Consider the following 26,355-nt stretch of genomic DNA (forward strand, 5'->3'; position numbering starts at 1 on the left):
TTTTATAAGATAAAGGGAAGTAAAACTTTTGGTAGTTAAGTTTAAATCTCGATTTTTGAATAGTTTAAAATTTTAAGCGAAATTTACACAAATTAGAAAGATTAAATGCATAATACTTCCGAGCAATACAATGCCGTCATTAAAATTTGTAGGGACCTTTTCCTGAAAAAGATGCAAGATTACGGTAGTGCATGGCGAATTTTAAGGCTTCCATCCCTTACAGATCAAATTTATATAAAGGCACAGCGCATTAGAAGTTTGCAGGAAAATGAAGTGCGCAAGGTGGATGAGGATGAGATTTCCGAGTTTATCGGAATTATTAATTATTCCATTATGGCCTTGATTCAAATCGAAAAAGGAATTGTTGACCAACCGGATCTTTCCGCTGAGGAAGCTGTTGCCTTGTTTGATAAGCACATTTCCATCACCAAGACCCTTATGGAAAATAAGAACCACGATTATGGCGAAGCCTGGCGGGAGATGAGGGTAAGTTCCCTTACAGATCTAATTTTGCAGAAGTTGCTACGTGTTAAGCAAATTGAGGATAATAAAGGAAAAACACTGGTCAGTGAAGGGATAGATGCCAACTATCAGGATATGATCAACTATGCTGTATTTGCAATGATACATCTTGGAGAAAAAACAACATCTTAATTCTATATTTTACTTAGGCTATTGAGGGATTATAAGTGATGATATCAATTAAATAATAAAAATCGGAATTGTATAGAATATGAAATATATAGTGACTTTGAGTCGTATTATTGTAGGCATTTTATTTATTATCAGCGGATTTATTAAATTGAACGATCCCGTTGGGTTTTCCTTTAAGTTGGAAGAATATTTCAGTCCAGGAGTACTGGATTTGGATTTTTTGATGCCCTATGCATTGGGGATCTCTATTTTTGTAGTAATCCTGGAGGTACTTTTGGGTATTATGTTATTAATCGGCTTTAGAGCCAGGATTACTGTCTGGAGCTTACTTTTGATGATCATTTTCTTTACATTTCTTACCTTTTATTCAGCATATTTTAACAAGGTTACCGATTGTGGCTGTTTTGGGGACGCCATAAAATTAACGCCTTGGGAATCCTTTACCAAGGATGTGGTTTTATTGGTGCTTATTGTTGTGCTCTTTCTGGGGGTAAAATATATTGGATCGCCTTTTGGTGATGGTTCCAAAAGACTTATTGTAGGGCTTAGTTTGTTGGTTAGTGCTATCTTTGCCTATTATGTGCTCCATCATTTACCGGCTTTGGATTTTAGACCTTATAAAATAGGTGCCAATATTGAGGAAGGCATGAGCGTTCCGGAAGACGCTCCGGTTGCCATTTTTGATTACAGTTGGAAATTTAATGTAGATGGAGAGGAAAAGGTAGTGGTTACCAATGGCGATTATCCAACTGTAGATGGGGAGTTTATTGGAGTGGAAACCAAGGAAATTCAAAAAGGATATGAACCTCCGATCCATGATTTCACCATTGAATTGGATGGTGAGGATATGGCTGCCTCCTTGTTACAGGAACCACAATTGGTTATGGTGATAGCCTATGATATGGCAAAGAGCAATTATCGCGCTTTTGCTGAGATAAAGGAGGTAACGGATAAAGCCATGAAGAACGGATATAAGGTTATAGGAATGTCCGCTTCAGGAAAGGATTATACCCAAAAATTGAAAAAGGAATATCAATTGGGTTTTGATTTTTATTTCACTGATGAAACCACTTTAAAAACAATTGTACGCTCCAATCCTGGGGTTTTGATTTTGGAAAAGGGTACCATTATTCAGAAAGTCCATTACAATGACTTGGAGGATCTGAAGTTTGAATAAATCTGAGGCAATGCCTCTAAACCTAAGTGCTTATTAGCCTTAATTATAATAAGGGAACAACATAAATTAGAATAAAAATGAGAAGTAAAATAGTAGCAGGGAATTGGAAAATGAACAAGGATTTAGCAGAAACAGAAGTTTTGTTGGCAGAACTTTCAGCTAAACTTCCAGATACCAAGGCAGAAGTAATGGTGGCGCCTACATTTGTGAATTTGAGCGCCGCGGTAGATAAATTAAAATCATCCAGTATCGAGGTAATTGCCCAGAACATGCATTTTGCCGAAAATGGCGCCTACACTGGTGAAATATCGGCCAATATGCTGTTAGGAATAGGGGTAGATACCGTAATTATAGGCCACTCGGAAAGAAGGGCATATTTTGGGGAGACCGATGAGATTTTGGCCAAGAAGGTAGTAGCTGCCTTGGCGAAGAATATGAGGGTAATGTTTTGCTTTGGAGAGGAATTGGAAGACCGTAAGTCTGGTAACCACTTTAAAATTGTGGAAAGCCAACTGAAAAATGCTTTATTTTCCTTGGATGCCTCGGCCTGGAGTAAAATTATCCTGGCCTATGAGCCAGTTTGGGCCATTGGTACCGGAGAAACCGCTTCACCAGAACAGGCACAGGAAATGCACGCTTTTATTCGTAAGACTATTACCAATGCTTACGATGCGGGTATAGCCAACAATGTCTCCATACTTTACGGCGGTAGTGTAAAACCAAATAATGCAGTAGAGATTTTCTCCAAGCCAGATGTAGATGGCGGTTTAATAGGGGGTGCTTCATTGGTTGCGGACGACTTTATTGCGATAATTAAAGGAATAGCATAAATAGCATAAGAAGCCAAGGATAAATATTTGGATTCAAATCCGGTGATAGTTATTTATTTACAAGGTTTAGCGGCAAATAAAATAATATAAAAGGCCCGTTGGAGTACCAACGGGTTCTTTTACTGTAAAAGGGTGTCTAATAAAGGTTTTTAACGAAATGTCGAATTCTATATATTTAGAGTATAATTTTAAGGTAACCCCCGTTCAACCCGCTTCGGATATTCTTATTGCGGAATTGGGAGAAGTGCAATTTGAAAGTTTTGTGGAAACGGAAGATGGGGTCCAGGCATACATTAAAAAGGAAGAGTGGTACCCAAATATTCTGGATGACCTACAGATTCTTTCCAACCCTTTGTTTAGTATTGATTATGATTTTTCGGAGATAGAACAGGAGAATTGGAACGCTACCTGGGAAAGTAATTTTAATCCTATTCAAGTTGGGCAACAGTGCGTCATTAGAGCGCCCTTTCATGAAAAGCCCAAGGTGGAGTATGACATTGTTATAGAACCGAAGATGAGTTTCGGGACTGGCCATCATGAAACTACCCACATGATGTTACAGCATATATTGGAACATGATTTTAAAGGGAAATCTGTTTTGGATATGGGAAGTGGAACAGGGGTTTTGGCTATTTTGGCGGCCATGAAAGGAGCGGCTGCCATAGATGCAATAGATATAGATAACTGGTGTTACCTTAATGCCATGGAAAATGTTGAGCGGAACAATTGCAACCATATTAATGTGTACGAAGGAACAGCCGACTTACTGGTAGATCAGCAATACGACATCATAATAGCCAATATAAATAGAAACATTTTGTTGGAAGATATCCCGACCTATGTGAAATGCCTAAAAAAGGGAGGTATATTATTTGTAAGTGGTTTTTATAAGGAGGATATTTCGCAGATTTCGGAAAGATGTAAGGAAGTAGGGTTAAAATTTGAAAAAAATCTGGAAAAGAATAATTGGGTTGCCGTAAAATACGTATTTTAGAAGGTATTAAAATTGAATTCTATGAGTACAAAGGAAAAAGTCTCGGAAGAATTACTTTTGGATGAGGAGACTGTAAAGCAAAATGAGATTGTTTTGTTCAATGATGAGGTTAATACTTTTGATCACGTTATTGAAACTTTAATAATGGCCTGCGACCATACTCCTGAACAGGCGGAGCAATGTTCCCTTATTGTACATTACAATGGTAAATGTACGGTTAAGACTGGGGAGTACAACGATTTAAAGCCTAGGTGTAGTAAGCTTTTAAAAGCTGGGTTAAGTGCCGAGATCGTTTAAACAGGAAATATAAACCAAAAAGCATTTCTTCTTTATTTTAACGAACCAACCCACTCTCTAATACAGAGAGCTGTTTGGCTTAAGCCCGTTACTATTAATTAGTGCTATAAAATGTGTAGGGCTAAGCTAAAATAACCACCAGTATTTTGGTCTATATGGCTTATTATATTAATGGGGCAATTTCTTCTGGAGTAGGCCGTAGGTAAAAGTGCCCAGTAGGGCAGCTGCAATTACAATAAACATACTAAAAACTCCTGTTCCCACTAAAATGTACATAGGTCCAGGGCAAGCACCCGCCAAGGCCCATCCAAAGCCAAAGATGGTACCGCCAAGAATATATCTTGCTACCCCTTTATCCTTTGGAACCAGATCTATCTCTTTGCCCTCAATACTTTTTACCTTATACTTCTTAAAGAGCCAAATAAATAGAACCCCTAGAAATACTGCAGACCCAATTATTCCGTACATATGAAAGGCTTGAAACTTGAACATTTCATAGATGCGGTACCAGGATACTGCTTCTGATTTCACCAGCACTATCCCAAAGAAGATACCTACCAACAAGAATTTTAAAAATTTCATTTTGTTTATTTTGTATATTTTTTACCGAAAATATTTTCTCCAGCCTTAAGTTTATTTGTTATTACAATAATTTATGAATCTTATGTTTAGCCTTGCATATTTATCGTGATCCAATTGAAATTTGTTTTTAAGATCCAAAAATTAAGGGTAGAATAAAAAAGGTCATTATAAGTCCACCTATAAAAAAACCTATTACGGCAATTAGGGAGGGCAATTGAAGGTTGCTTAGACCAGTTATGGCATGACCTGAAGTACATCCACCGGCATATCTTGTTCCGAAGCCAACTAAAAAGCCCGCAATGACCAAGATTGAAATCCCTTTTAGACTCAACACATTTTCCCAACTATAAATCTCTGGGGGTAGGAGGGTTTCCCCAACCTCATTAAATCCCAATGCATTTAAGTCCGAAATGGTTTCGACGCTTAAGGCAATTGCCGAACCATCCGATAAATATTGAGTAGCTATAAAGCCACCAAGAACCGCACCGAGAACAACGGTCAGATTCCAGCGTTGGGCTTTCCAATCGAACCGGAAATAGTCCGAATATTTTCCTGCGCCGCCAATGCTGCACAATGTCTGTAAATTGGACGACATCCCGAAAGTTTTACCAAAAAACACCAAAATAAGCATTACCAGGGCAATCAGAGGCCCGGACACATACCATGGCCAGGGTTGAAGTATATATTCCATATAATTTATTAAGATGCAAATATAAAGTTATCTAAAATTCTCTGTGTAACAATTGTTACACAAGAGATTTTGGAGCTTGCATTGTCAATTGTTTTTAGTTGAGGACTATTTCATCTACGAACAACCAACTTTTACCTCCTGGATTGGTATGCCAAGAAGGGTTCTTAAGTTGACTAATGACCTCCACTTTTACGAAAGTGGATTTGGTTGGGGGAATGTTAAGGTCGAAAAACTGGAACTTGGTATCGGAGTTGGGTTTTTCTGTCGGAACTTTTTCCGTATGGACAAGCTTGTAATTATTGCCATCCTGTGACACCCATACTTTGAAACCCGTCGGGTAAAAAATCCATTTCTCAGGAGAAGAAAATGCCCCGACCGATACCGTAGATATCAATTCTTCTTTCTGGAGTTTTAGAGTGGCGGCAAAACTACTGCCTTCATATCCTATCCAATTGCCGTCTACAAAGTTGCTGGTCCCTCTTTTTAGATCTATCAAAGTGTTTCCTCCATTTCCCTTGTATTTTTCGTTGGGCTTATTGTTTAGTGTAATGGAATTGGGCAGAATATTCGATTTTTTAAAACTGATGGTCTTAACGGGACTTAATTCCCAACCCGGTTTATGGCTAACAGCTTTGAGCTGGGTAGAGGCAGTCAATACAATGGGTTCTTTGTATCTTGTTGAAGTGGTGTCCGGTTCTGAACCGTCCAAGGTGTAGTAGAGTTCCACTCCCTTAAAAAAATAGTCCAAGGTTACTTCAATGGAATCCTTGAAGAAATCCGTATCTGCAATGATAGATGGTGCTTCCAAACTGGAAGGGGTAAATAGATCTTCGCTGATACTTACCACTGTTACACTATTATTTTTGTCGCTAAATTGATCCAGGGCTTTTTTGGTGATTTTGGAATTCCATGGATATAGAGTTTTTAAGCCACTAAGGTTGGTTAACTTTTCCAGACCCTTATCCGTAATATCCGTACCATAAATGTTTAGGGATTCCAAGTGTTTTAAATCCCCTATAGACTCCATGGATTTATCTGTGATCTTAGTATTTTGTAGCTGAAGTTTAGTGAGATTCTTGAAGGCAGCTAGATACGAAGAAATGGTGTCATTAAAATTGGAATTGCCCAGATTGAGTTCAACAATGTTTGCTGCATGTTTTTTTAATGCTTTTAGATCATCTTTTGCCAAACTTTTATTGCCGGACAGGTTTACTATCAAAAGTGGATTTTTTTCTGCCAATTTTGTGACAATAGGTCCGTTGATGTTTATAGAGGCCAACCAGTCTTCGGGAACCATGGTCACTTGTTTTGCAATAATCGCCCTAGTGGAGGTGTCCTCTTCCAATGAGTTTAAAATATCATTGATCTTTTCCGTTTTATCCAAAGTCCCGGCCACACAATCAAAACAGTTTTCATGACTTATCCACCATTCCAATAATTGAATTTCGGGACTGGTCAATTGAACTTTTCCATTTGGTGGCATATGGTCCTCGTCCTCCATGGGTAATTTAATATGGTGTATCAATCTTGGAGCTTGGTCCTTTTCCGCAATCAATAAACTGCCAGAGTCTCCCCCTGCAAGCAGTTGTTCCTTGTTGGTCATAATTAAGCCTCCCTTAACCTTATTAGGATTGTGGCAACTTACACACTTATCATCCAGAATTGGCATAATAATATCATTAAATACCAAAGCTTTGTCCACGTCCGTTATAACCATCTTTTTGGTCTTCTCATTTTTGTACAGATAGTCCTCTCCATGGGTCATGCTCCCGCCATAATGCCCTGTTAGTCCTAAGAGGCCCATAACACAAATAAAAAGGGGTAGGTAAATGTTTTTGGACCAGGGCTTGGGATACTTTTTAATAAAATATAGAAGGGTGCTGCCTACGGCCAAACCAACGGCCATCCAACGGTGCCTAAACAGCAAGGTCTCATCATAGCCCCCATCTTCACCCAATAACCAACCGCTGGCCACAGATAACACTGTAGTTGCCGCAGCAATGGCAAGGGTAAATTTGATAATATTGTTTTCCGTTTCGGAATCTTTCTTTCTAAAATATAGTTCCAATAGAAAGGCCAATACAAGAATGCCGATGGGCAGGTGTACCAATAGGGGGTGTAGGCGACCAAGACTTATAATCTGTAGTGTCATTTTTTGGTGTATAGGTTTAGGTTAGGATATCTTTTACAATATGGCCTTCCACATCTGTTAATCTAAACCTTCTACCTTGATATTTATAGGTTAATTTTTCATGGTCTATTCCCAATAAATGTAACATTGTAGCTTGGAAATCGTGCACATGTACCGGATCCTTTACAATGTTGTAACCAAAATCATCCGTTTCGCCATAGACGATACCAGGTTTAATACCTCCTCCGGCCATCCAAATCGTAAAAGATCTTGGATGATGGTCCCTTCCATAATTGGTATCTGTTAAAAGACCTTGGGAATAATTGGTTCTTCCAAATTCTCCTCCCCAAATCACTAGGGTATCTTCCAATAATCCACGTTGTTTTAGATCGGCCACAAGAGCGGCAGAAGCTTGGTCTACGTCTTTTGCCTGTTTGGCAATAGCCCCAGGAAGATTGTCGTGTTGATCCCAACCCATATGGTACAATTGGATAAAACGTACGTCCTGTTCCGCCAATCTTCTTGCCAAAAGGCAATTTGCGGCGTAGGTTCCTGGAATTTTAGCTTCGGGCCCGTACATTTCATAGATATAATCGGGTTCATTGGCGGTATCCATCACATTGGGGACGGAGGTTTGCATCCTGTACGCCATTTCATATTGGGCAATTCTACTCTTTATTTCCGGATCACCGGAATCCTGATAGTGCTTGTCGTTCAATGCCGCTAAATTGTCCAGCATTTCGCGTTTAACCTCCTTGGTAATGCCCTTTGGATCGTTCAGATACAATACGGGATCCTTGGCTGCCCTAAATTGAACACCTTGGTGCAGGGAATGTAAAAATCCATTGCCCCATAACCTTGTGTATAGAGGTTGTCCGTTGGGTCTTCCTGTACCCCGGGACAACAGGACTGTGAAAGCCGGAAGGTTTTCGTTTTCACTTCCCAAGCCATAGCTTAGCCACGATCCTATACTGGGCCTCCCAGGTTGTTGGGACCCTGTCTGAAAGAAGGTAACCGCAGGATCATGATTGATGGCCTCAGTATACATGGATTTTATGATGCATAGGTCGTCTACCATCTTGGCCGTGTATGGCAAAAGTTCACTTATGTGGGTACCGTTCTTACCGTGCTGATTGAAATTGAAAAGAGACCCTACCAGGGGAAAAGAATCCTGACCGGCAGTCATACCGGTAAGCCGTTGTCCATTTCTGATAGATTCCGGAAGATCTTCACCGCGCCTTTTATTCAAAAGTGGTTTATAGTCAAAAAGTTCCAATTGGGAAGGTCCTCCGCTTTGAAACAGATAGATTACCCTTTTAACTTTGGCCGGGTGGTGCAATGAATTTAAAATTCCCTTAACCCCTTCCAAGCTATCATCCTTGGTAAGTAGTCCATTTTCATCCTTTCTAAATAGGTTGGCACCTAAAAGGGATGCTAGGGCTACCCCACCTACGCCCAAGGCCGTTTTGCCTAGAAAGGACCTTCGGTTTAAAATCAAGGATCGTTCTTCTATAATTTTTTTTTCGCTCATGATCAACCCCTGGTTATAGTTTCGTCTAAGTTTAAAATGGCATGTGCCGTTAATGCCAATGCGGCCAATTGTTTTTTTGAATAGCTGCTATCTATTTCAAAATCTCCGATGGACAGATAGTCCTGTGGGTCTATGCCTTCTTCATCCACTTTTTGGAGCATACTATTGTAATAATTGTTCAACATGGACAGTTCTTCCTCATCCGGAGTTCTGGAAGTTGCCAGTTTGAAAATGTATTTTATTTGATCACCGATTTCTTTATTGCGATCTATGGCGTTTTTGGCAATGAGCCTGGACGCCTCTATGATTTGAGGGTCGTTTAATAATACCAATGCCTGTAGGGGGGTATTTGTTTCTTGCCGTTTTACCGTACATAGATCTCTGGATGCCGCATCAAAAGTCATCATACTTGGCGGGGGAACCGTCCTTTTCCAAAAGGTATATAGACTTTTTCTATAAAGATCTTTGCCAGTGCTGGTAATATAGGTGGCCGTACTGCCCCCTCCACCTCCAGTGGTTGCCTCCCAAATACCGGCGGGTTGGTAGGGCTTAACACTTGGGCCTCCCACTTCCGGATTGAGCAAACCGCTGATTTTCAAAGCTTGATCCCTTATGAGTTCTGCAGTTAGCCTTAATCTTGGGGCACGTGCCAACAGACGGTTTTCGGGGTCTAATTCCTGTAAATCTTTGGATACTTTGGTACTCTGTTGATAGGTAGCCGAAAGGGCCATATATTTTAATATTTTTCTTGTATCCCAACCTTCTTCCTTTAATTTGATGGCCAGAAAGTCCAGCAATTCGGGATGTGTTGGCAATGAGCCTTGATTGCCAAAATCGAAGGAAGATGCCACCAAGCCCGTGCCGAACATACGTTGCCAATACCTATTTACGGTTACCCTGGCAGTCAATGGATTGTCTTCATGGAACAGCCATTTTGCCAATCCCAATCGGTTTTTTGGATATTCCTCCGGGTAAGGAAGTATGGATTCGGGTGTATTGGGGTATACCTGTGTAGTGGGTTGGTCGTAAACGCCCCTGTTCAAGATATAGGACGGTCTAATTTCCTCCATCTCGTTCATAACCATTACGGGTACTTCCTTCATGGTCGATTTTTGGAGTTGAACAAAGCTCAATACACCATTTTTTTCCTTTTCTGTAATGGTCATATACGGCTTTGGAATTTTTCCAGCTCCCCCAGGGGTCAGTCCCAATTCATCAATATTGTTGAAGAAACTGAACAATTCAAAATGGTTTTTTTGACTTATGGGGTCATATTTGTGATCATGGCAGCGGGCACATTCAAAGGTTAGGCCCAGAAAAGCAGTTCCAAAGGTCACTGCCCTGTCCTCTACATACTCAATGCGATATTCTTCAGGTATTACCCCGCCCTCAAAAGTGATCTTATGATTTCTGTTAAAGCCCGTGGCAAGAACCTGTTCCGCATTGGCGTTGGGCATAAGATCTCCGGCCAATTGATAGGTCACAAATTGATCATAGGGCATGTTTTCCTTAAACGCGTGGATTACCCAATCTCGCCAAGGCCACATGATTCGTTCAAAATCGTCTTGGTATCCGTGGGTGTCCGCATATCGGGCAATATCCATCCATTCGGCAGACATGTGCTCTGCATAGTCTACTGTATTCAGAAGGGAATCTATAATTTCTTCATAGGCATTGGGAGAGTCGTTGTGCACGAAATTGTTTATCTGTTCCACACTTGGGGGTAAGCCGGTAAGGTCGAAGAACACCCTTCTTAGCAACTTTTCTTTTGTAGCTTTTTCATTGGGTTCCAAACCCTTTTGTTCCAGTTGGGATAAAACAAACTGATCAATTTCATTTTGTGCCCAGGTAGTATTGCTTGTTTTTGGTACAATTGGCTTTTCTGGAGCAATAAATGCCCAATGTTCTTTGTACTCCGCACCTTGTTCTATCCATTTTTTTAAAATTTCCTTTTCGTATTTGGTAACGGTAAGGTTGGATTCTGGCGGCGGCATCATTAAGGATTCGTCCGTAGTGTATAACCTATTGACCAATTCACTTTTTTCAACATCGCCGGGAACAATAGCGTAATGGTCTTTGTTTTTGCCCAAGGCCATATAGGCATCTTCGGCCGTGTTCAAGGATAGTCCGCCCTCTATGGCATTTTTATCGGGACCATGACATTTGAAACATCGGTCCGATAGGATTGGTTTTACATGAAAAGTAAAGTCTATTTTATCAGGAATTCGGCCGTTAATATCATTGTTAGCGGTCGTTTCGGAGGTTTGTACCCCAGTATTACAGCCATAAACTACTAAAACGGGAATGAATACCAATAGCGAATATAGCCCAGATAGGGATCGGGTAAGGCATTTACTTATGTGATGGGCTAACATTTGACTTTAGAAATTTTAATACCCTCTAAGTTAACGAGTTTACAGTTATTTAACGGTAAATTTCGACAAATGACAATCCAAGGTAGCTTAATGCAGCGAAAAAAAGGAAATTAAGTGTAATTATGACGGTTTATTCCAAATCGTCATTTAGAATTTTACTTTTTACTTCATTGAGGTAACTACGCCCAATGGTATATCTAATGCCTTGCACTTCCACACTGTTGCCCTCAATTGCGTCTATCTTATTAATGGCTATGGTATATGACCTGTGTATTCTGATAAATTTGTCCGCAGGGAGTTCTTCGGTAAAACTACTCAAGGTTTTATGAATGATATGTTTATTGGCTTTGGTCTTTATCCTGATGTAATCCTTTAGACTTTCAATGACGATAATATCATCCAAATAAATTTTTTGCAATTTTTTCTTATCAACCTTTACGAAAATGCTGGGATTGTCATTGATCGTATGCACTTCGTTTTTGGTAACTCCTTCCTTTAGATTAATAATTCTATTTACGGTCTTTAGAAACCTATGAAAAGGTATGGGTTTCACCAAATAGTCTATTGCCTCCAACTCAAAACTTTTAAGGGCATAATCTTCATGGGCCGTTGTCATAACTACCATGGCCTTGGAATTTACACTACCTAGAAGATCAAGCCCGGTCATTATGGGCATATTGATGTCCAGGAACACAATATCTACTTCATTTCTTTGTAAAAAAGTGGAAGCGTCAATGGCATTGGTGAAGGTTTGAACCAGCTCCAGTTCCTTGATCTGTTCAACATAGTTTTTTAATATATTGATTGCCAGGGGTTCATCGTCAATAATTATTACCTTAAAACTCATTTCACTTTTAATTTAAGAATAACGTTAAACATTTTGTCTTTTTCAAAGATGGACAAGTTGTAATCTTTGGGTTCGTAACCTAGTTCCAAACGTTTTTTTACATTGGAAAGTCCAATTCCCCCTACTTCTGGGTTTATTGGGTTACGCGATTTATTTTGTGGAATGTTGTTGCTGATTTCAAAATTTAGGACGTCATCAATAACTTCCAGATTTATTTTGATGTACATCTTGCCAATGTTTTTACTGGCGCCATGTTTAAAACTGTTTTCTATAAAGGGCATTAATAGCATGGGGGCAATACCCTTTCCTTCAATATCGCCCGAAATATTCATATCGATTTTTAAAGTATTGTCAAAACGGATACGTTCCAAATCGATATAGTTTTGGATACATTCAATTTCCTTTGTCAAATCTTGGTAGGGTTTGTCCGTAGCATATAGCAAATAACGCATTAATTCCGATAACCGGAGGACTACCTGAGGTGCTCTGTCCGATTTTTCCAATGTTAGGGAATATATGTTATTAAGCGTGTTAAAGAAGAAATGGGGGGAAACCTGCGATCTCAGGAATTTCAATTCAGTGGTCAACTGCCTTTTTTCCAGTTCGTGCAGTTTGCTGTTTTCATTTAACCAGTCCACCGTAATTTTTATGGCGGTTACGAACGACATCACATAAAGTTCTCCCAACATGGTTACTATGGCGTAATTCAAGGTGAGGCTTTCAACGTCTCCGGCTTCGGGCATTACGTTGTTGCTTACCAAATAATAAGTAAGGTTGAATTTAATCAATAGGCCTGTGAACAAGGAGGCCAGAAGTAAAAAGGAATAAGTGATATATCGTTTTGTGTAAACAAATTTTGGCATCAAAAAATAAATATTGAAGTATGCCAAGGCCATATGTATTGGGAATCCCAACAAGTTGGTTTTTATGGAATAGACAAAATCCTGGTGCAGATTTCCCCAGCGGAAAATATTGAATAGGATATATACGGCCCAAAAAATAATATGATGCCTGTAATTAATATTGAAATCACCGGAACTATTTCTGCCAAGTAATTTATGATTCAGGGTTTTGATTGGTATTAACATTGAAAACATTATTAAATTCTGAAAATTGGCGTTTGGCTTTACGGGCTGGTTGTTGGTCTAATTTTATTCCTCTTCCCGAAAAAAAATCAAATATTTAGTTCGGGAAAGCGAAATCCCCTTGTTGGTTTTTCTTTATATTTTGAATTACCGCCAATACAATCTTGAAAATTTGGGGAATTTATAAAAAAAATAAGAGTTGTTGTCCATGGGAGTGAAAAAACAGACGGCTGTGGTGTTTTTTTAACCTTTTAAAATTAGAAATCACTGCTTGATGAGCTTTTTGCTTCAATGTTAAAAAATAAAATTGAATGAATGTAATCGATATTGCAATTATAGTTGCCTATATAATACTGACCCTATTTGTAGGTATTTGGGTTTCAAAAAAAGCGTCCCAAGGGCTCAAGTCTTATTTTTTAGGCGGGAACAACATAAAGTGGTATTATCTGGGATTGAGTAATGGTTCTGGGATGTTCGATGTTTCCGGTACCGCCTGGATGGTAGGAATTCTATTTTTATACGGTGTAAAGAGTTTTATGTTCATGTGGCTATGGCCAATTTGGAACCAGATCTTTGTTATGATGTTTTTAGCCGTTTGGATTCGTAGGTCCAATATTATGACCGGATCGGAATGGATACTTACCCGGTTTGGCGACGATAGGGCTGGGAGGGCCTCCCATAGCATAGTTGCTGTATTTGCCATTGTTGCCGCGGTAGGCTTTATTGCTTATTTCTTTGAGGGTGTAGGTAAATTTTTGACCATTATATTGCCATGGGATATGGCTTTACATATAGGGGAGATGGTTTTGTTGAACTCCGAACAGTCCTATGCCATGATCATCATATTTTTGACCACGATCTATACCGTAAAGGGGGGTATGTTCTCGGTGGTAGCTACAGAAGTACTTCAATATATTATCATGGTTATAGCGGGGATACTCGTGGCTGGCTATGCTTTTTTTGCTTTCTCCGATGTAGAGATCAATTCGGTAATAAGCGCCGAATGGAAAAATGTATTCTTCGGATGGGAATTGGGAACCCATTGGGACAAGGAATTTCAGGCATTTAATGATTTGATCGATTCCGAGGGTTATAAGATGTTCGGGGCCTTGATAGGAATGACACTTTTTAAGGGTTTTTTTGCTAGTATAGCAGGACCTACCCCTAGTTATGATCTTCAGAGAATATTGTCTACCAGAACGGTCAAAGATGCTGCATTTATGAGTGGTTTCACCAATTTGGTGTTGTTTATTCCTAGGTATTTGCTTATCACCGGGATTGTGGTAATTGCCTTGGTGGTTCTAACACCGGAAATGATCGCTAACCCCGGGTTAACGGGTGCTGAGTTGGAGGTACTGCTTCCCAAGGTAATCAACTTTCATGTGCCGGTAGGAATAAAGGGCTTGTTGTTGGCGGGCTTGCTAGCAGCTTTTATGTCTACCTTCTCCGCTTTTGTAAATGCCGGTCCCGCTTATTTGGTCAATGATATCTATAAAAAATATTTTAGGCCGGAAGCATCGCATAAACATTATATTAAGGTGAGTCATATAGCGTCGTTTTTAGTGGTGATTTTAGGTGTTATTATGGGGTTTTTCGCAGATTCGATCAATTCGCTTACCCTGTGGATAACAAGTGCCCTGTTTGGAGGCTATGTGGCGGCCAATTTTTTAAAGTGGATCTGGTGGCGATTTAACGGCTGGGGATATTTTTGGGGTATGTTGTCCGGTTTGATCATTGCTTCCCTGCAATTTGTATTGGATAACAACAAGGCTAATTTTATGGAGGGTAGTTTATTGTACGATCTTTCCCATGTACACGCCATTTATCTTTTTCCAATTATTTTTGGGGTTTCCATGTTGGGATCATTTTTGGGAACCTATTTTAGTCCCGCTACCGACAAAGAAGTACTAAAGGCGTTCTATAAAAATGTGAAGCCCTGGGGTTGGTGGAATCCCGTTTATAAGGAATTGAAAGCAGAAGATCCCAATTTTCAAAAGAATAATGAGTTTTGGTGGGATATGATGAACTGTGCCATTGGCATCATTTGGCAGTCGAGCATGATAGTGCTGCCCATATATTTTATGATCAGGGATTATCCAAAAGCCATCATTGCTTTGGTTGTTTTTGGTATTACTTCCACAATTCTAAAATTCACTTGGTTGGATAAGGTTAGGAAAATACCCAATTAGTGTAAAATTGAAATGCCCTAGATTAAAACTATGAATAGTTTAAATTGGAGATAATAAAAGTTTAATTATAATTTATAAATTGAAATAAAGTGAGTAACATTCCATGGCAAGAAAGGCCTGCCCATAGTGCAGATGTAGTTTGGCGATATTCAGAGAATCCAGTTGTTAAGAGAGATGCAATTCCTTCTTCCAATAGTATTTTTAATAGTGCGGTTGTACCATTCAAGGATGGTTTTGCCGGGGTATTCCGTTGCGATAACAAAGCGGTGCAAATGAATATTTTTGCCGGTTTTAGTAAGAATGGGATAGATTGGGATATTAACCATGAGCCCATTCAGTTTCAAGCAGGTAATACCGATATGATCGAATCCGACTATAAATATGATCCCAGGGTAGTATTTATTGAGGATAGGTATTGGATAACCTGGTGCAATGGATACAACGGTCCGACCATAGGTATAGGGTATACCTTCGATTTTAAAGAATTTTTTCAATGTGAAAACGCCTTTTTGCCCTTTAATAGGAATGGCGTATTATTTCCAGAGAAAATAGACGGCAAATATGCCATGTTGAGTCGCCCAAGTGATAATGGACACACCCCTTTTGGAGACATATACATCAGTTATAGTCCGGATATGAAATATTGGGGGGAACACCGCTGTGTAATGAAGGTGACCCCTTTTGTGGATAGCGCATGGCAGTGTACCAAAATTGGGGCTGGACCAATTCCCATACTGACCGATGAGGGTTGGTTGACCTTTTATCATGGGGTTATAAATACCTGCAACGGATTTAGATATTCCATGGGAGCAGCTATATTGGACAAGGAGCGGCCAGATCAGGTGTTGTATAGAACCAAACCTTATTTGTTATCTCCTCAGACCAATTATGAATGCGTAGGCGATGTGCCCAACGTGGTGTTTCCATGTGCTGCATTGCATTCTATTGAAGAGGATAAGGTTGCTATATATTATGGAGCTGCGGATACGGTTACCGGCTTGGCCTTTGGACGCATATCTGAAATTGTAAAATTTACGAAGGAGAATAGTCTGTAATCCGTGTTTTTCCACACGGCCTGTACTGTTTAAACTGAAACCATAAAAATCAAAATATGAAGACCTCTATTTTCATTCAATCCAGAACATGCTCATTGGTGCTTTTGCTTTTATGCCTTGGCATTGCTACCATGTACGGCCAAGAGCTCGTGCCAAGAAACTACATTGCTTTTAAGGCAAGTGAAACACTGGCCATAGATGGGAAGGCGGATGATGCCTCTTGGCAAAAAGCACCTTGGTCACAGGATTATATCGATATCGAAGGAAAACTTATACCTGATTACGGGACCAGGATGAAAATGCTATGGGACAATGAGTACCTATATGTTTTTGCAGAAATGGAGGAGCCTCATGTATGGGCTACTTTAAAACAACGGGACACCGTTATTTTCTATAACAATGATTTTGAGATTTTTATAGACCCGGACGGGGATACCCACAATTATTATGAATATGAAATGAATGCCCATAATACATTATGGGACCTGTTTTTGACCAAGCCATATAGGAATCATGGCAAAGTGATAGACAGTTGGGATATTCAGGGGGTGAAATCGGCCGTAAGTATCGACGGAACCCTAAATGATTCCTCGGACACGGACAAAGGATGGACAGTGGAAATAGCTATTCCTTGGAATGTAATCACCGAAGCAAGCAACGGAGGCCAGGTGCCGGAGGACGATTTTTGGAGGATCAACTTCTCCAGGGTAAATTGGAAATTTGATCTAACGGATGGACGCTATTCCAGGAAAAAAGACGATAACGGCAAATTTATGCCCGAGTATAACTGGGTTTGGTCACCTCAGGGAGTTATAAATATGCATGAGCCCGAGCATTGGGGCTACGTATATTTTTCTTCCGAGGAAGCAGGTGGAAAGGCCAGTTTTTCAATTCCACAGGACGACTATATTAAATGGTATTTGTATTCACTTTACAGAGGAGTTCTACAAGGGAAAAAGGACGCTGAGAAGTTGGTGGCAATGCCCAAAACCATTTTTGAAAAGGCCATAAAACCAAGTCTGGACAAACATAGATTTGGATACAATATATGGGTAAAAAGTCCATTTACGGGAAAAATTTTGACAATCAAGGAAGATGGGGAATTCCGTAGTTTGGAAGAAAAGAAGTAAACCTTTCTTTAAAATATTAGAAGGGTTATTGGAAGAAGCAGTTTAAATAAAACTTAATCGGTTTCTAAATAATAAAGGAAGATAAATGAAAAAGATATTGTTTCAAGGGTTAGGGGTGTTTCTATTGGTTCTTGCCGTAGGATGTGGAGAGGAAAGCAAAACCATTTTTACGGAGAATGATATTAATATTGTTCCCAAGCCTTTGGAAATGAAATTGAACCAAGGGGCATTTAGGTTTACCAAGGACACAAAATTGGTAGCTGCCAATGATCAAACCCAGATCTTTGAGGTATTGCAAAATAAATTTGTTTCCGCGGCAGGATGGAATTTGGGAGTGGTAAACACGGCACCAAGTAGCAATTTTGTGCAATTATCTACAGATGTATCCTTGCCAGAGGAGGCTTACAACTTAAAGGTGACAGAGAATCAGGTGATTATTTATGCAAGTGGCCATAATGGATTTTTGTATGGTTTGGAAACCATTAGACAATTACTTCCAGTCGCCATAGAAAGTAAAAATGTTGTCAGCAATATGAATTGGGATATTCCCAATGTTGAAATCAAGGATAGCCCTCGTTTTAAATGGCGAGGTTTTATGTTGGATGTTTCCAGACATTTTTTCGATAAGGATTATGTTATGGAGACTATAGACCAATTGGCCTTTTTGAAAATGAACACCCTCCATCTCCATTTGGTAGATGACCAAGGCTGGCGCATAGAGATTAAGAAATATCCAAAATTAACTGAAGTAGGTGGCTTTAGAGTAGATCAAGAGGATAAGCCGTGGAACGCAAGATCAACACCAGAATTGGGGAAAGAGACGACTTATGGTGGATTCTATACGCAGGAAGATATTAAGGAAATAGTTGCTTATGCCGAGAGCAGGGGTATCACTGTAGTTCCGGAAATAGAAATGCCGGCCCACGTAATGAGCGCCATAGCTGCATATCCGGAGTTATCCTGTTTTCAAAAACCTATTATGGTCCCTTCTGGAGGGGTGTGGCCCATAACCGATATATACTGTCCAGGAAAAGAAACCACCTTTGAGTTTTTGGAAAACGTTTTATTGGAGGTGATGGAATTGTTTCCGTCCCAGTACATCCATGTGGGTGGGGATGAGGCTACCAAGACCAATTGGGAAAAATGTCCGGATTGCAAAAAGAGAATTCAGGTGGAAGGTCTTGAAAATGTTGAGGAGTTGCAAAGCTACTTTATTCGGCGTATGGAACGTTTTCTGAGCTCCAAAGGAAGGACCTTGCTGGGATGGGATGAAATATTGGAAGGCGGTTTGGCTCCGGGCCCTACCGTTATGAGTTGGCGCGGGGTAAAAGGAGGCTTGGAGGCCTCCGAAGCTGGTCATGATGTGGTTATGACCCCTAATTCACATTGTTATTTTGATTATTATCAAGGAGATCAGGATGCTGAACCTTTGGCTTGGGGAGGAAACCTGCCCCTGAGCAAGGTCTATCAATTCGACCCTGTGGTTGAGGGAATGAGCGAGGAGCAGGCCAAGCATGTTCTAGGTGGGCAGGCCAATTTGTGGACAGAATATGTTCCTACCAAAGCTCAGGCGGAGTATATGACCTATCCGCGTTTGGCCGCCTTGGCGGAAGCTGTTTGGAGTAGTAAGGATAATAGAAATTGGGACGATTTTTCAATCCGTGTAAGCAGTCTATTTCAAAGATATGGGATAATGGGAGTCAATTATGCCAAAAGTGCCTATCAGGTAACTACTGAAACTTCGGTCAATACTGAAAATGGTGCTATATCAATTGCCCTTAAATCAGAATTTTCCCAAGCGGATATTCGGTTTTCCCTAGATGGTAGTGATATTACTTCGGCCTCTAAAAAATATTCCGCTTCGGTAGATATTGATAGGACAACCAATATCAAAGCCCAGGTATTTAAAGATGGTGAACCTGTGGGTGCCATATTCGAGAAAACTATTAAATATCATAAGGCTGTGGGGAAACCTGTAACCTACATAAATAAATATCACGATAGTTATAAGGGAGCTGAGGATTTGGGGATGGTAAATGTAGTTCGCGGCTCCAAAAATTTTCACGATGGACAATGGCAAGGATGGTTAGATAACGATATGGAATTGGTAATCGATCTGGAATCTCCTACGGAATTGGAAAAGATATCCGTTGGTGCCTTGGAAAACCAAGGTTCTGGAATTTACTTTCCTATCCAAGTTGAGGTTTTCCTTTCGGATGATGGCAAAACTTTCAGAAGTGCGGGAAGCGTAAAACGGGAATATGCGGCAAACAATGGTTCGGAATTAAAGGATTTTGTGATCGAAATAGGGAAACAGATCGTTATATATATTAAGGTAAAGGCAACAAATTTGGGTACTGCGCCTACAGGAGGTGGCTCATGGGTGTTTATTGATGAGGTGGTCGTGGAATAATTTGAAGTCTTGGAAAAACACACCCTTAGCCTCCCGCTAAAAAGCCGGACAGGCACTCTCAAGAGGGGAATAGTAACGGTGATTAAAATATGAATCGTATTCCATGTGGAGTAGAATCTGGGAAGTAGAGATTTATTTCTTAATTCAATATTTCTTTGAAAATAATTGTAATAAATATGTTTTATTGAGAGGATAAACTTTATCAGTAGGGCACAGAGAACTCCCCTCTTGAGAGGGGTAGGGGGTGTGTGAATTTAAGATTGAAGCCTAATCAACATAGGCATAATTATCAAAAAAGAACAATGACATTACAACGTATAATATTATTAATACTGACAGTTTTTACCCTTGGAGCTTATGCACAAAAACAACCGGTAGATTTCGTGAACCCCTTCATAGGGACGTCAAATTTTGGGACTACCAATCCTGGGCCTATTGCGGTAAGGGGTATGGTTAGCGTATCCCCCTTTAATGTGGCTGGACCTAAAAATTTACCTTTGGAAAAAGACAGTCGATGGTTGTCCACGCCATATGTTCAGGAGAACACTTTTTTAACAGGATTCAGTCACGTTAATCTAAGTGGGGTAGGCTGTCCAGAACTTGGGGTAATTTTGGCCATGCCCACCGCAGGTGACCTTGAAGTTGATTATCTAAAATACGGCACCTCTTATTCCGATGAGGTTTCTAAAGTTGGATACTATTCCAATACCTTGGATGATTATAACATTAAAGTAGAGGCCACAGCAACAACTAGAGTAGGAGTAAGCAAGTATTTTTTTCCTAAAGGGGATGCCAATATTCTTATAAATCTAGGCTTGGGCCTTACCAATGAACAAGGAGCCTCTATCAGGGTAGTTTCGCCAACTGAAGTTGAAGGGGTTCGTTCTGTTGGTTCGTTTTGTTATTATAAGCCGGAGGAGGCATATCCGGTGTACTTTGTAGCACGGTTTTCCCGGCCTGCGGACGAATTTGGGGTTTGGAAAAAACCGACCACCTACAAAGGTGCCGAGGCAGAGTGGATGGGTTACAACGGAAAGACAAGGGTAATGCCGGGGTATGCCATGGAAGTTGTAGGCGATAGTATAGGTAGTTATATGAGGTATAATTTTAAAGAACCAACAGTAGTTGAAATGAAAGTTGGGATCTCCTATGTCAGCATTGAAAATGCCCGTGAAAATCTGGAAAAGGAAACATCGACGCGAAGCTTTGACCAAATTCTTGAAGAGTCCAAGAAAAATTGGAACCAATATTTGTCCAAAATTGAGGTAGAAGGAGGTGCCGAAGAGGATAAGATCAAGTTTTATTCGGCCCTGTACCATAGTTTAATACACCCCAGTACCCTAAATGATTATAATGGGGATTATCCCAAAATGAAAACCAGGGAAACTTTAAGGACCCAGGATACTAGATATACGGTGTTTTCTTTATGGGATACATATCGTAATTTGCATCAGCTTATGAGTTTGGTCTATCCACGGCAACAATCCAATATGGTGAAGAGTACGCTGCAGATCTATGATGAGAGCGGGTGGCTGCCAAAATGGGAGTTGAATGCCACGGAAACCACTACGATGGTTGGGGATCCGGCAGGTATTGTTATTGCTGATACCTATTTGAAGGGTATAAGGGATTTTGATGTGGAAAAGGCCTATGCAGCAATGGTCAAAAGTGCAGATCAGATTCAGGATAACCCCCTTCGCCCGGGACTAAAAGATTATTTGGAAAAGGGATATCTAACTACCAAAACAACCAATAGTGGATCTGTCTCTACCACTCAGGAGTACAATATTTCAGATTATGCCATAGCCCAATTGGCCAAGGCCTTGGGTAAAAAAGAAGATTATAAACGTTTTTCCCAAAGGTCCATTTCTTATAGGAATCTTTTCGACAAGGAATTTAATCTCTTAAGGCCTAGGAATGATGATGGATCATGGCTGACCCCTTATAACCCTGAAGCCGGAGCCAACTTTGTAAAAAATCTAGGATTCATTGAAGGCAATGCCTGGCAGTATTCATTTATGGTAACCCATGATACCAAAGGTCTTATGAAACTGATGGGCGGGGCAAAACCATTTACCAATAGATTGCAGGATGTCTTTGATAAGGGGCATTTTGATATGGCCAATGAACCGGATATTGCTTACCCCTATTTATTCAATTATGTAAAAGGTGAAGAAAGACGGACCCAGCAAATGGTTTCGGACTTGCTTGATACCTATTATAAGAATTCACCGGATGGACTACCTGGAAATGACGATACGGGTACCATGTCTGCCTGGGCCGTTTTTTCAATGATGGGGATATACCCTATAAGCCCTGCAAATGCAATTTATACCATAACAACTCCCCGGTTTAATAAGATAACCATACATTTGGATAGTGATTATTATCAACAGGAAAAAATTACTATAATTTCAAACTTTTCCGAGCACAACCGCTTTATTGAAAATATTAAGATCGAGGGAAAACCACACAAGGGATATTTTATAGGCCATGATGAATTGGTAAACGGAAAAACTCTGGAGTTGAAATTGAACAAATAGGTCAAAATCGCATTGAGAATGAAAATATTTAAGTCAAATTTCAGAATCCTAAGTCTCTTATTATTACTATTGATTTTCACCTCTTGTAATAGGGATGGAATTGAACTGGTTCATGATGGTCAGACAGACTACGAAATTGTTTTTATGGGCAATGCTACGGAGAGTCAGTATAAATCTGCCGAAATACTACAGCGTTACCTGAAAGAAATTAGTGGGGTAGAGTTGGAATTGGTAGATGAAAGCTCTCAGGATCTCAATAAGAATAAGATCTATTTGGGTAACATTGAGGGCGAAGATTTGAAACAGCAAGAAATTGCCATTCGGACAGAAAATAAGGACTTGTATATCTTGGGAGGGTCCGATAAGGCTACCAAATATGCCGTATACGAATTTCTGGAACGCTATTTAAATTGTAGGTGGTATGCTCCCGAAGTTGAAAAAATACCAGTTTCCAAAATTATTGATCTTCCTGCTTTGGACTATGTATATACCCCTGATATTACTACCAGAACGGTACATTCAAGATTGTTTTATGATAATCCTGACTATGCGGAACAGCAGAAGGTAACACAGGAATCCTTTCCTACCTATGTCCCCAGTGCCAGGGTACATACGTTCCACAAGTTTTTGCCCGAAGAAAAATTCTACAAATCACATCCGGAATATTTTGCCTTAAGGGGCGACCAAAGGCTGCCTACCCAATTGTGTTTGACCAATCCTGAGGTTTTGGCGATTGTTAAGGACTCGGTAGCTTCCTTGTTTGAACAATATCCACAGTCCAAGGTTATATCGGTGAGTCAGGATGATAACCAGCAGCATTGCCAGTGCGACAATTGTAGTAAAATTGATGAGGAAGAGGGTAGTGCGTCCGGTACCATGATACGATTTGTAAATGAAGTGGCGGCTAATTTTCCGGATAAAATGATCTCCACTCTGGCCTATCAATACACTAGAAAGCCATGTAAGACCAAGCCTTTGGAGAATGTATTGATTACACTAACTTCTATAGAATGCGACAGAAGTGCACCTATTGCAGAAAAATGTGCGGATTTTGCTAACGATTTAGTTGGATGGGGTAAATTGACCCAGAACATTAGGATTTGGGATTATACTACACAGTTTACCAATTTTTTTGCACCCTTTCCCAATATCCATACATTTCAGCCTAATATTCAATTGTTTCGGGACAACAATGCCAAGTGGGTTTTTGAACAGCACAGTAACAATCCTAGCGAACTTTTTGAACTTAGGTCTTATATAACTGCAAAACTACTCTGGAATCCGGATCAAAATTTTGATGCCTTGTTAACGGACTTTGCCTCAGGTTATTATGAGGAATCGGGCATTTATATAAAAGAGTACATCGATGAGATTCATGCCAAGTTAATGGAAGACAAGGATTTTTTTCTATTCCTCTACGGAGATCCATCAGAGGCATTTTCATCCTATTTAAGTCCGGAGATGCTTTCTAAGTATTCCCAACTATTTGATGATGCGGAAAAGGCAGTGGCCAAAAAACCCGAAATTTTGGCACGTGTAAAAGTGGCCCGCTTGGGGGTAGATTTTGCCGAATTGGAGGCCAGTAGGAAGAATTTTACGGACCGATATAGGCTTTTGATCCCTAATGATGAAGGTAAAAAAATAATAAATCCGTTGGTAACTACCTTACTGGATAATTTTAAGGCTATCACTGCCAAGAACAATATTACCTTAATGAATGAAATGGGTTTTACGGTGACCGAGTATTTGGCAAATTACATGTCGGCACTAGAGGTAATAAGAATGCCAAATGTTGCCATGGGCAAAAATGTGGTTACCAATACAAAGCCCAAAAAATATGCAAAGGAAGATCCCATGGCACTTACGGATGGGGCTTTGGGAGGAAGCAGTTTTTATGCCAACTGGTTGGGGTATGAGGGCAATGATATGGAGGTAGTGGTAGATTTAGGTGAGCCTATGGACATAAATACCATTTCCTTGGCCTTTTTACAGGTTACGAATCATGTTGTTTTTTTTCCCGAGAAGGTTACCTATTCTGGCTCCTTGGATAACGAGCATTTTGAGAATTTTGGAACTATTAATAATCCCTTTCCCTTAACCAAGGACAGCAAGGTCAACGACATTCAATTTTTTAAATTGAATTTTGAAAAAAGGAACACGCGGTATATTAAGGTGAGGGCTACAAATACACAAACACCCTATTGGCATCACGCTGCTGGATTGCCTTCGTGGATTTTTGCTGATGAAATAATAATTAATTAAACCCAGTATAAATGAATATAAAAATGTACAGATTAAGATCTCTTTTGATGCCGTTAACATTGACATTTATTTGTCAGTTAGTGGGTGCACAGGCCATTTACGAGGACGAGCGATATGTTCCCGAGACCGATCCCTTGGTACTTGAGAAATTGGAACAATGGCAGGATTTGAAATTTGGTCTTCTCATGCATTGGGGAACCTATAGTCAGTGGGGTATTGTGGAATCATGGTCCCTATGTCCCGAAGAATATGGTTGGTGCGAGCGGACCAAAGGCTCCAATCCCAGTGATTATAATACATATAAAAAGGAATATGAGGGCTTGCAAAAAACCTTCAATCCGGTGAAATTTGATCCGGATAAATGGGCCAAGGCGGCAAAGAATGCGGGGATGAAGTACGTGGTATTCACCACCAAGCACCATGATGGTTTTTCCATGTTCGATTCCAAATACACCGACTATAAAATAACGGATCCGAAGACCCCATTTTCCACTAATCCTAAAGCCAATATCACCAAGGAAATATTCAATTCCTTCAGAGAACAGGGATTATGGGCAGGAGCTTATTTTTCCAAGCCAGATTGGAATACCCCTACCTATTGGGATCCCTATTATCCTCCTAGGGATAGAAATGTTAATTATGAGCCAGAGGCAAACCCTGAAAAGTGGCAGTCTTATATAGATTTTACCCACAATCAAATTTTGGAATTGCTAACAGATTACGGCAAGGTAGATATATTGTGGTTGGATGGCGGCTGGGTGGCCAAAACACCAAAATCTGAAATTACCAATTGGTACGAGCAACAGTTGGTAAACAATGACAATGGGTATCTGAAGAATCGGATTGTTAATCAGGATATTAAGATGGATGAACTGGTAGTAAAGGCCAGGGAAAAGCAACCGGGGTTAATTGTAGTGGACCGTGCTGTTCATGGTAAAAATCAAAATTACTTAACACCGGAAAATAGGGTGCCGGAAAAACCACTTCCCTATCCTTGGGAATCCTGTATCATAGCTGGCGGTGGATGGTCCTATTCTTTCGATGCCAAGTACATGTCCGGACGGGAAGCCATTCACACCTTGGTGGATATTGTTGCCAAAGGGGGTAATTTGTTGTTGAATGTTGCTCCAAGCCCTGAAGGCGAGTGGGATGAAGGGGCGTATAAATTGTTGAATGAAATAGGGAATTGGATGTCGGTAAACAAGGAGGCCATTTATGGCACTAGATCTATGGCGCCATTTAAATTTGACAATGTTTGTGTTACTGCCAAGCCTGATGGTTCAGTATACCTCACTTATCTAGTAGAAAAAGGGCAGACTTCCCTGCCTACCGAGATTGTATTTCCAGATTTTAAACCAAAAAGGAGTGTTAAGGCGCAACTATTGGGGACCATGCAGAAATTGAAATGGACCCAAAAAGAAGATGGAATGGTTATTCAGCTGCCCAAGGATATGTCGGGTAAATTGTTGGATACCGAAGCATTTGTAATCAAAATTAAATAGTACAACAACTTTAACTTCAAGGGCTTATCCATTAAAAACATAAGTAGCCCCCTGTTTCATAAGAATG

At 40.1% G+C, this 26,355-nt stretch carries 19 protein-coding genes; 12 read left to right on the forward strand and 7 right to left on the reverse strand.

Annotated features, from left to right (window positions below):
* Positions 1–105 precede the first annotated feature (105 nt).
* The 5 genes from U735_RS0106775 (at position 106) to U735_RS0106795 (ending at position 3,952) form a co-directional block, all read left to right on the forward strand.
* Positions 106–654, forward strand: coding sequence for a DUF1599 domain-containing protein (locus tag U735_RS0106775; RefSeq protein WP_031443100.1), 549 nt, complete (start codon positions 106–108; stop codon positions 652–654).
* 79 nt (positions 655–733) lie between these two features.
* Positions 734–1,831: a BT_3928 family protein gene (locus U735_RS0106780; RefSeq protein ID WP_031443101.1), complete on the forward strand. Its 1,098-nt coding sequence runs from the start codon at positions 734–736 to the stop codon at positions 1,829–1,831.
* A gap of 77 nt (positions 1,832–1,908) precedes the next feature.
* Positions 1,909–2,661, forward strand: coding sequence for a triose-phosphate isomerase (gene tpiA / locus U735_RS0106785; RefSeq protein WP_031443102.1), 753 nt, complete (start codon positions 1,909–1,911; stop codon positions 2,659–2,661).
* A 157-nt stretch (positions 2,662–2,818) separates the two neighbouring features.
* The gene (gene prmA, locus U735_RS0106790) at positions 2,819–3,655 is read left to right on the forward strand and encodes a 50S ribosomal protein L11 methyltransferase (RefSeq protein ID WP_031443103.1); all 837 of its coding nucleotides are present in this window, start codon (positions 2,819–2,821) and stop codon (positions 3,653–3,655) included.
* A gap of 21 nt (positions 3,656–3,676) precedes the next feature.
* The gene (locus U735_RS0106795) at positions 3,677–3,952 is read left to right on the forward strand and encodes an ATP-dependent Clp protease adaptor ClpS (protein ID WP_031443104.1); all 276 of its coding nucleotides are present in this window, start codon (positions 3,677–3,679) and stop codon (positions 3,950–3,952) included.
* Positions 3,953–4,120: 168 nt separating this feature from the next.
* Here U735_RS0106795 and U735_RS0106800 read toward each other — a convergent pair whose 3' ends face one another.
* The 7 genes from U735_RS0106800 to U735_RS0106830 all read right to left on the reverse strand — a co-directional run bounded on the left by U735_RS0106800 (position 4,121) and on the right by U735_RS0106830 (position 13,197).
* Complete coding sequence (locus U735_RS0106800) at positions 4,121–4,534, reverse strand: DUF6691 family protein (protein WP_031443105.1); 414 nt, start codon at positions 4,532–4,534, stop codon at positions 4,121–4,123.
* A 127-nt stretch (positions 4,535–4,661) separates the two neighbouring features.
* Positions 4,662–5,225: a YeeE/YedE family protein gene (locus tag U735_RS0106805; protein WP_031443106.1), complete on the reverse strand. Its 564-nt coding sequence runs from the start codon at positions 5,223–5,225 to the stop codon at positions 4,662–4,664.
* 94 nt (positions 5,226–5,319) lie between these two features.
* Positions 5,320–7,377: an FN3 associated domain-containing protein gene (locus U735_RS0106810; protein WP_069858461.1), complete on the reverse strand. Its 2,058-nt coding sequence runs from the start codon at positions 7,375–7,377 to the stop codon at positions 5,320–5,322.
* Positions 7,378–7,393: 16 nt separating this feature from the next.
* On the reverse strand, positions 7,394–8,887 hold the full coding sequence (locus tag U735_RS0106815; protein ID WP_031443108.1) for a DUF1501 domain-containing protein: 1,494 nt from the start codon (positions 8,885–8,887) through the stop codon (positions 7,394–7,396).
* 2 nt (positions 8,888–8,889) lie between these two features.
* Positions 8,890–11,262 carry a PSD1 and planctomycete cytochrome C domain-containing protein gene (locus U735_RS0106820; RefSeq protein WP_051891895.1) on the reverse strand — a complete coding sequence of 791 codons (2,373 nt, stop codon included), beginning with the start codon at positions 11,260–11,262 and terminating at the stop codon, positions 8,890–8,892.
* Between the two features lie 130 nt (positions 11,263–11,392).
* Positions 11,393–12,109, reverse strand: a complete 717-nt coding sequence (locus tag U735_RS0106825) for a LytR/AlgR family response regulator transcription factor (protein WP_031443110.1) — start codon at positions 12,107–12,109, stop codon at positions 11,393–11,395.
* The gene (locus tag U735_RS0106830; RefSeq protein ID WP_051891896.1) at positions 12,106–13,197 is read right to left on the reverse strand and encodes a sensor histidine kinase; all 1,092 of its coding nucleotides are present in this window, start codon (positions 13,195–13,197) and stop codon (positions 12,106–12,108) included. Before U735_RS0106830 ends, U735_RS0106825 begins: the two co-directional genes overlap by 4 nt.
* Before the next feature lie 308 nt (positions 13,198–13,505).
* On the opposite strand from U735_RS0106830, the gene U735_RS0106835 reads away from it, so the two are divergent.
* The 7 genes from U735_RS0106835 (at position 13,506) to U735_RS0106865 (ending at position 26,288) form a co-directional block, all read left to right on the forward strand.
* Positions 13,506–15,383, forward strand: a complete 1,878-nt coding sequence (locus tag U735_RS0106835; RefSeq protein WP_031443112.1) for a sodium:solute symporter family protein — start codon at positions 13,506–13,508, stop codon at positions 15,381–15,383.
* Between the two features lie 89 nt (positions 15,384–15,472).
* Complete coding sequence (locus U735_RS0106840) at positions 15,473–16,438, forward strand: glycoside hydrolase family 130 protein (RefSeq protein ID WP_031443113.1); 966 nt, start codon at positions 15,473–15,475, stop codon at positions 16,436–16,438.
* Positions 16,439–16,494: 56 nt separating this feature from the next.
* The gene (locus U735_RS0106845; protein ID WP_051891897.1) at positions 16,495–17,568 is read left to right on the forward strand and encodes a carbohydrate-binding family 9-like protein; all 1,074 of its coding nucleotides are present in this window, start codon (positions 16,495–16,497) and stop codon (positions 17,566–17,568) included.
* Positions 17,569–17,653: 85 nt separating this feature from the next.
* Positions 17,654–19,981 carry a family 20 glycosylhydrolase gene (locus tag U735_RS0106850; protein ID WP_031443115.1) on the forward strand — a complete coding sequence of 776 codons (2,328 nt, stop codon included), beginning with the start codon at positions 17,654–17,656 and terminating at the stop codon, positions 19,979–19,981.
* 302 nt (positions 19,982–20,283) lie between these two features.
* Positions 20,284–22,524, forward strand: coding sequence for a GH92 family glycosyl hydrolase (locus U735_RS0106855; protein WP_031443116.1), 2,241 nt, complete (start codon positions 20,284–20,286; stop codon positions 22,522–22,524).
* 18 nt (positions 22,525–22,542) lie between these two features.
* Complete coding sequence (locus U735_RS0106860) at positions 22,543–24,786, forward strand: DUF4838 domain-containing protein (RefSeq protein WP_031443117.1); 2,244 nt, start codon at positions 22,543–22,545, stop codon at positions 24,784–24,786.
* An 11-nt stretch (positions 24,787–24,797) separates the two neighbouring features.
* Positions 24,798–26,288, forward strand: a complete 1,491-nt coding sequence (locus U735_RS0106865) for an alpha-L-fucosidase (RefSeq protein ID WP_031443118.1) — start codon at positions 24,798–24,800, stop codon at positions 26,286–26,288.
* Positions 26,289–26,355: the final 67 nt, after the last annotated feature.

The organism is Arenibacter algicola, from assembly GCF_000733925.1.
Lineage (GTDB): Bacteria > Bacteroidota > Bacteroidia > Flavobacteriales > Flavobacteriaceae > Arenibacter > Arenibacter algicola.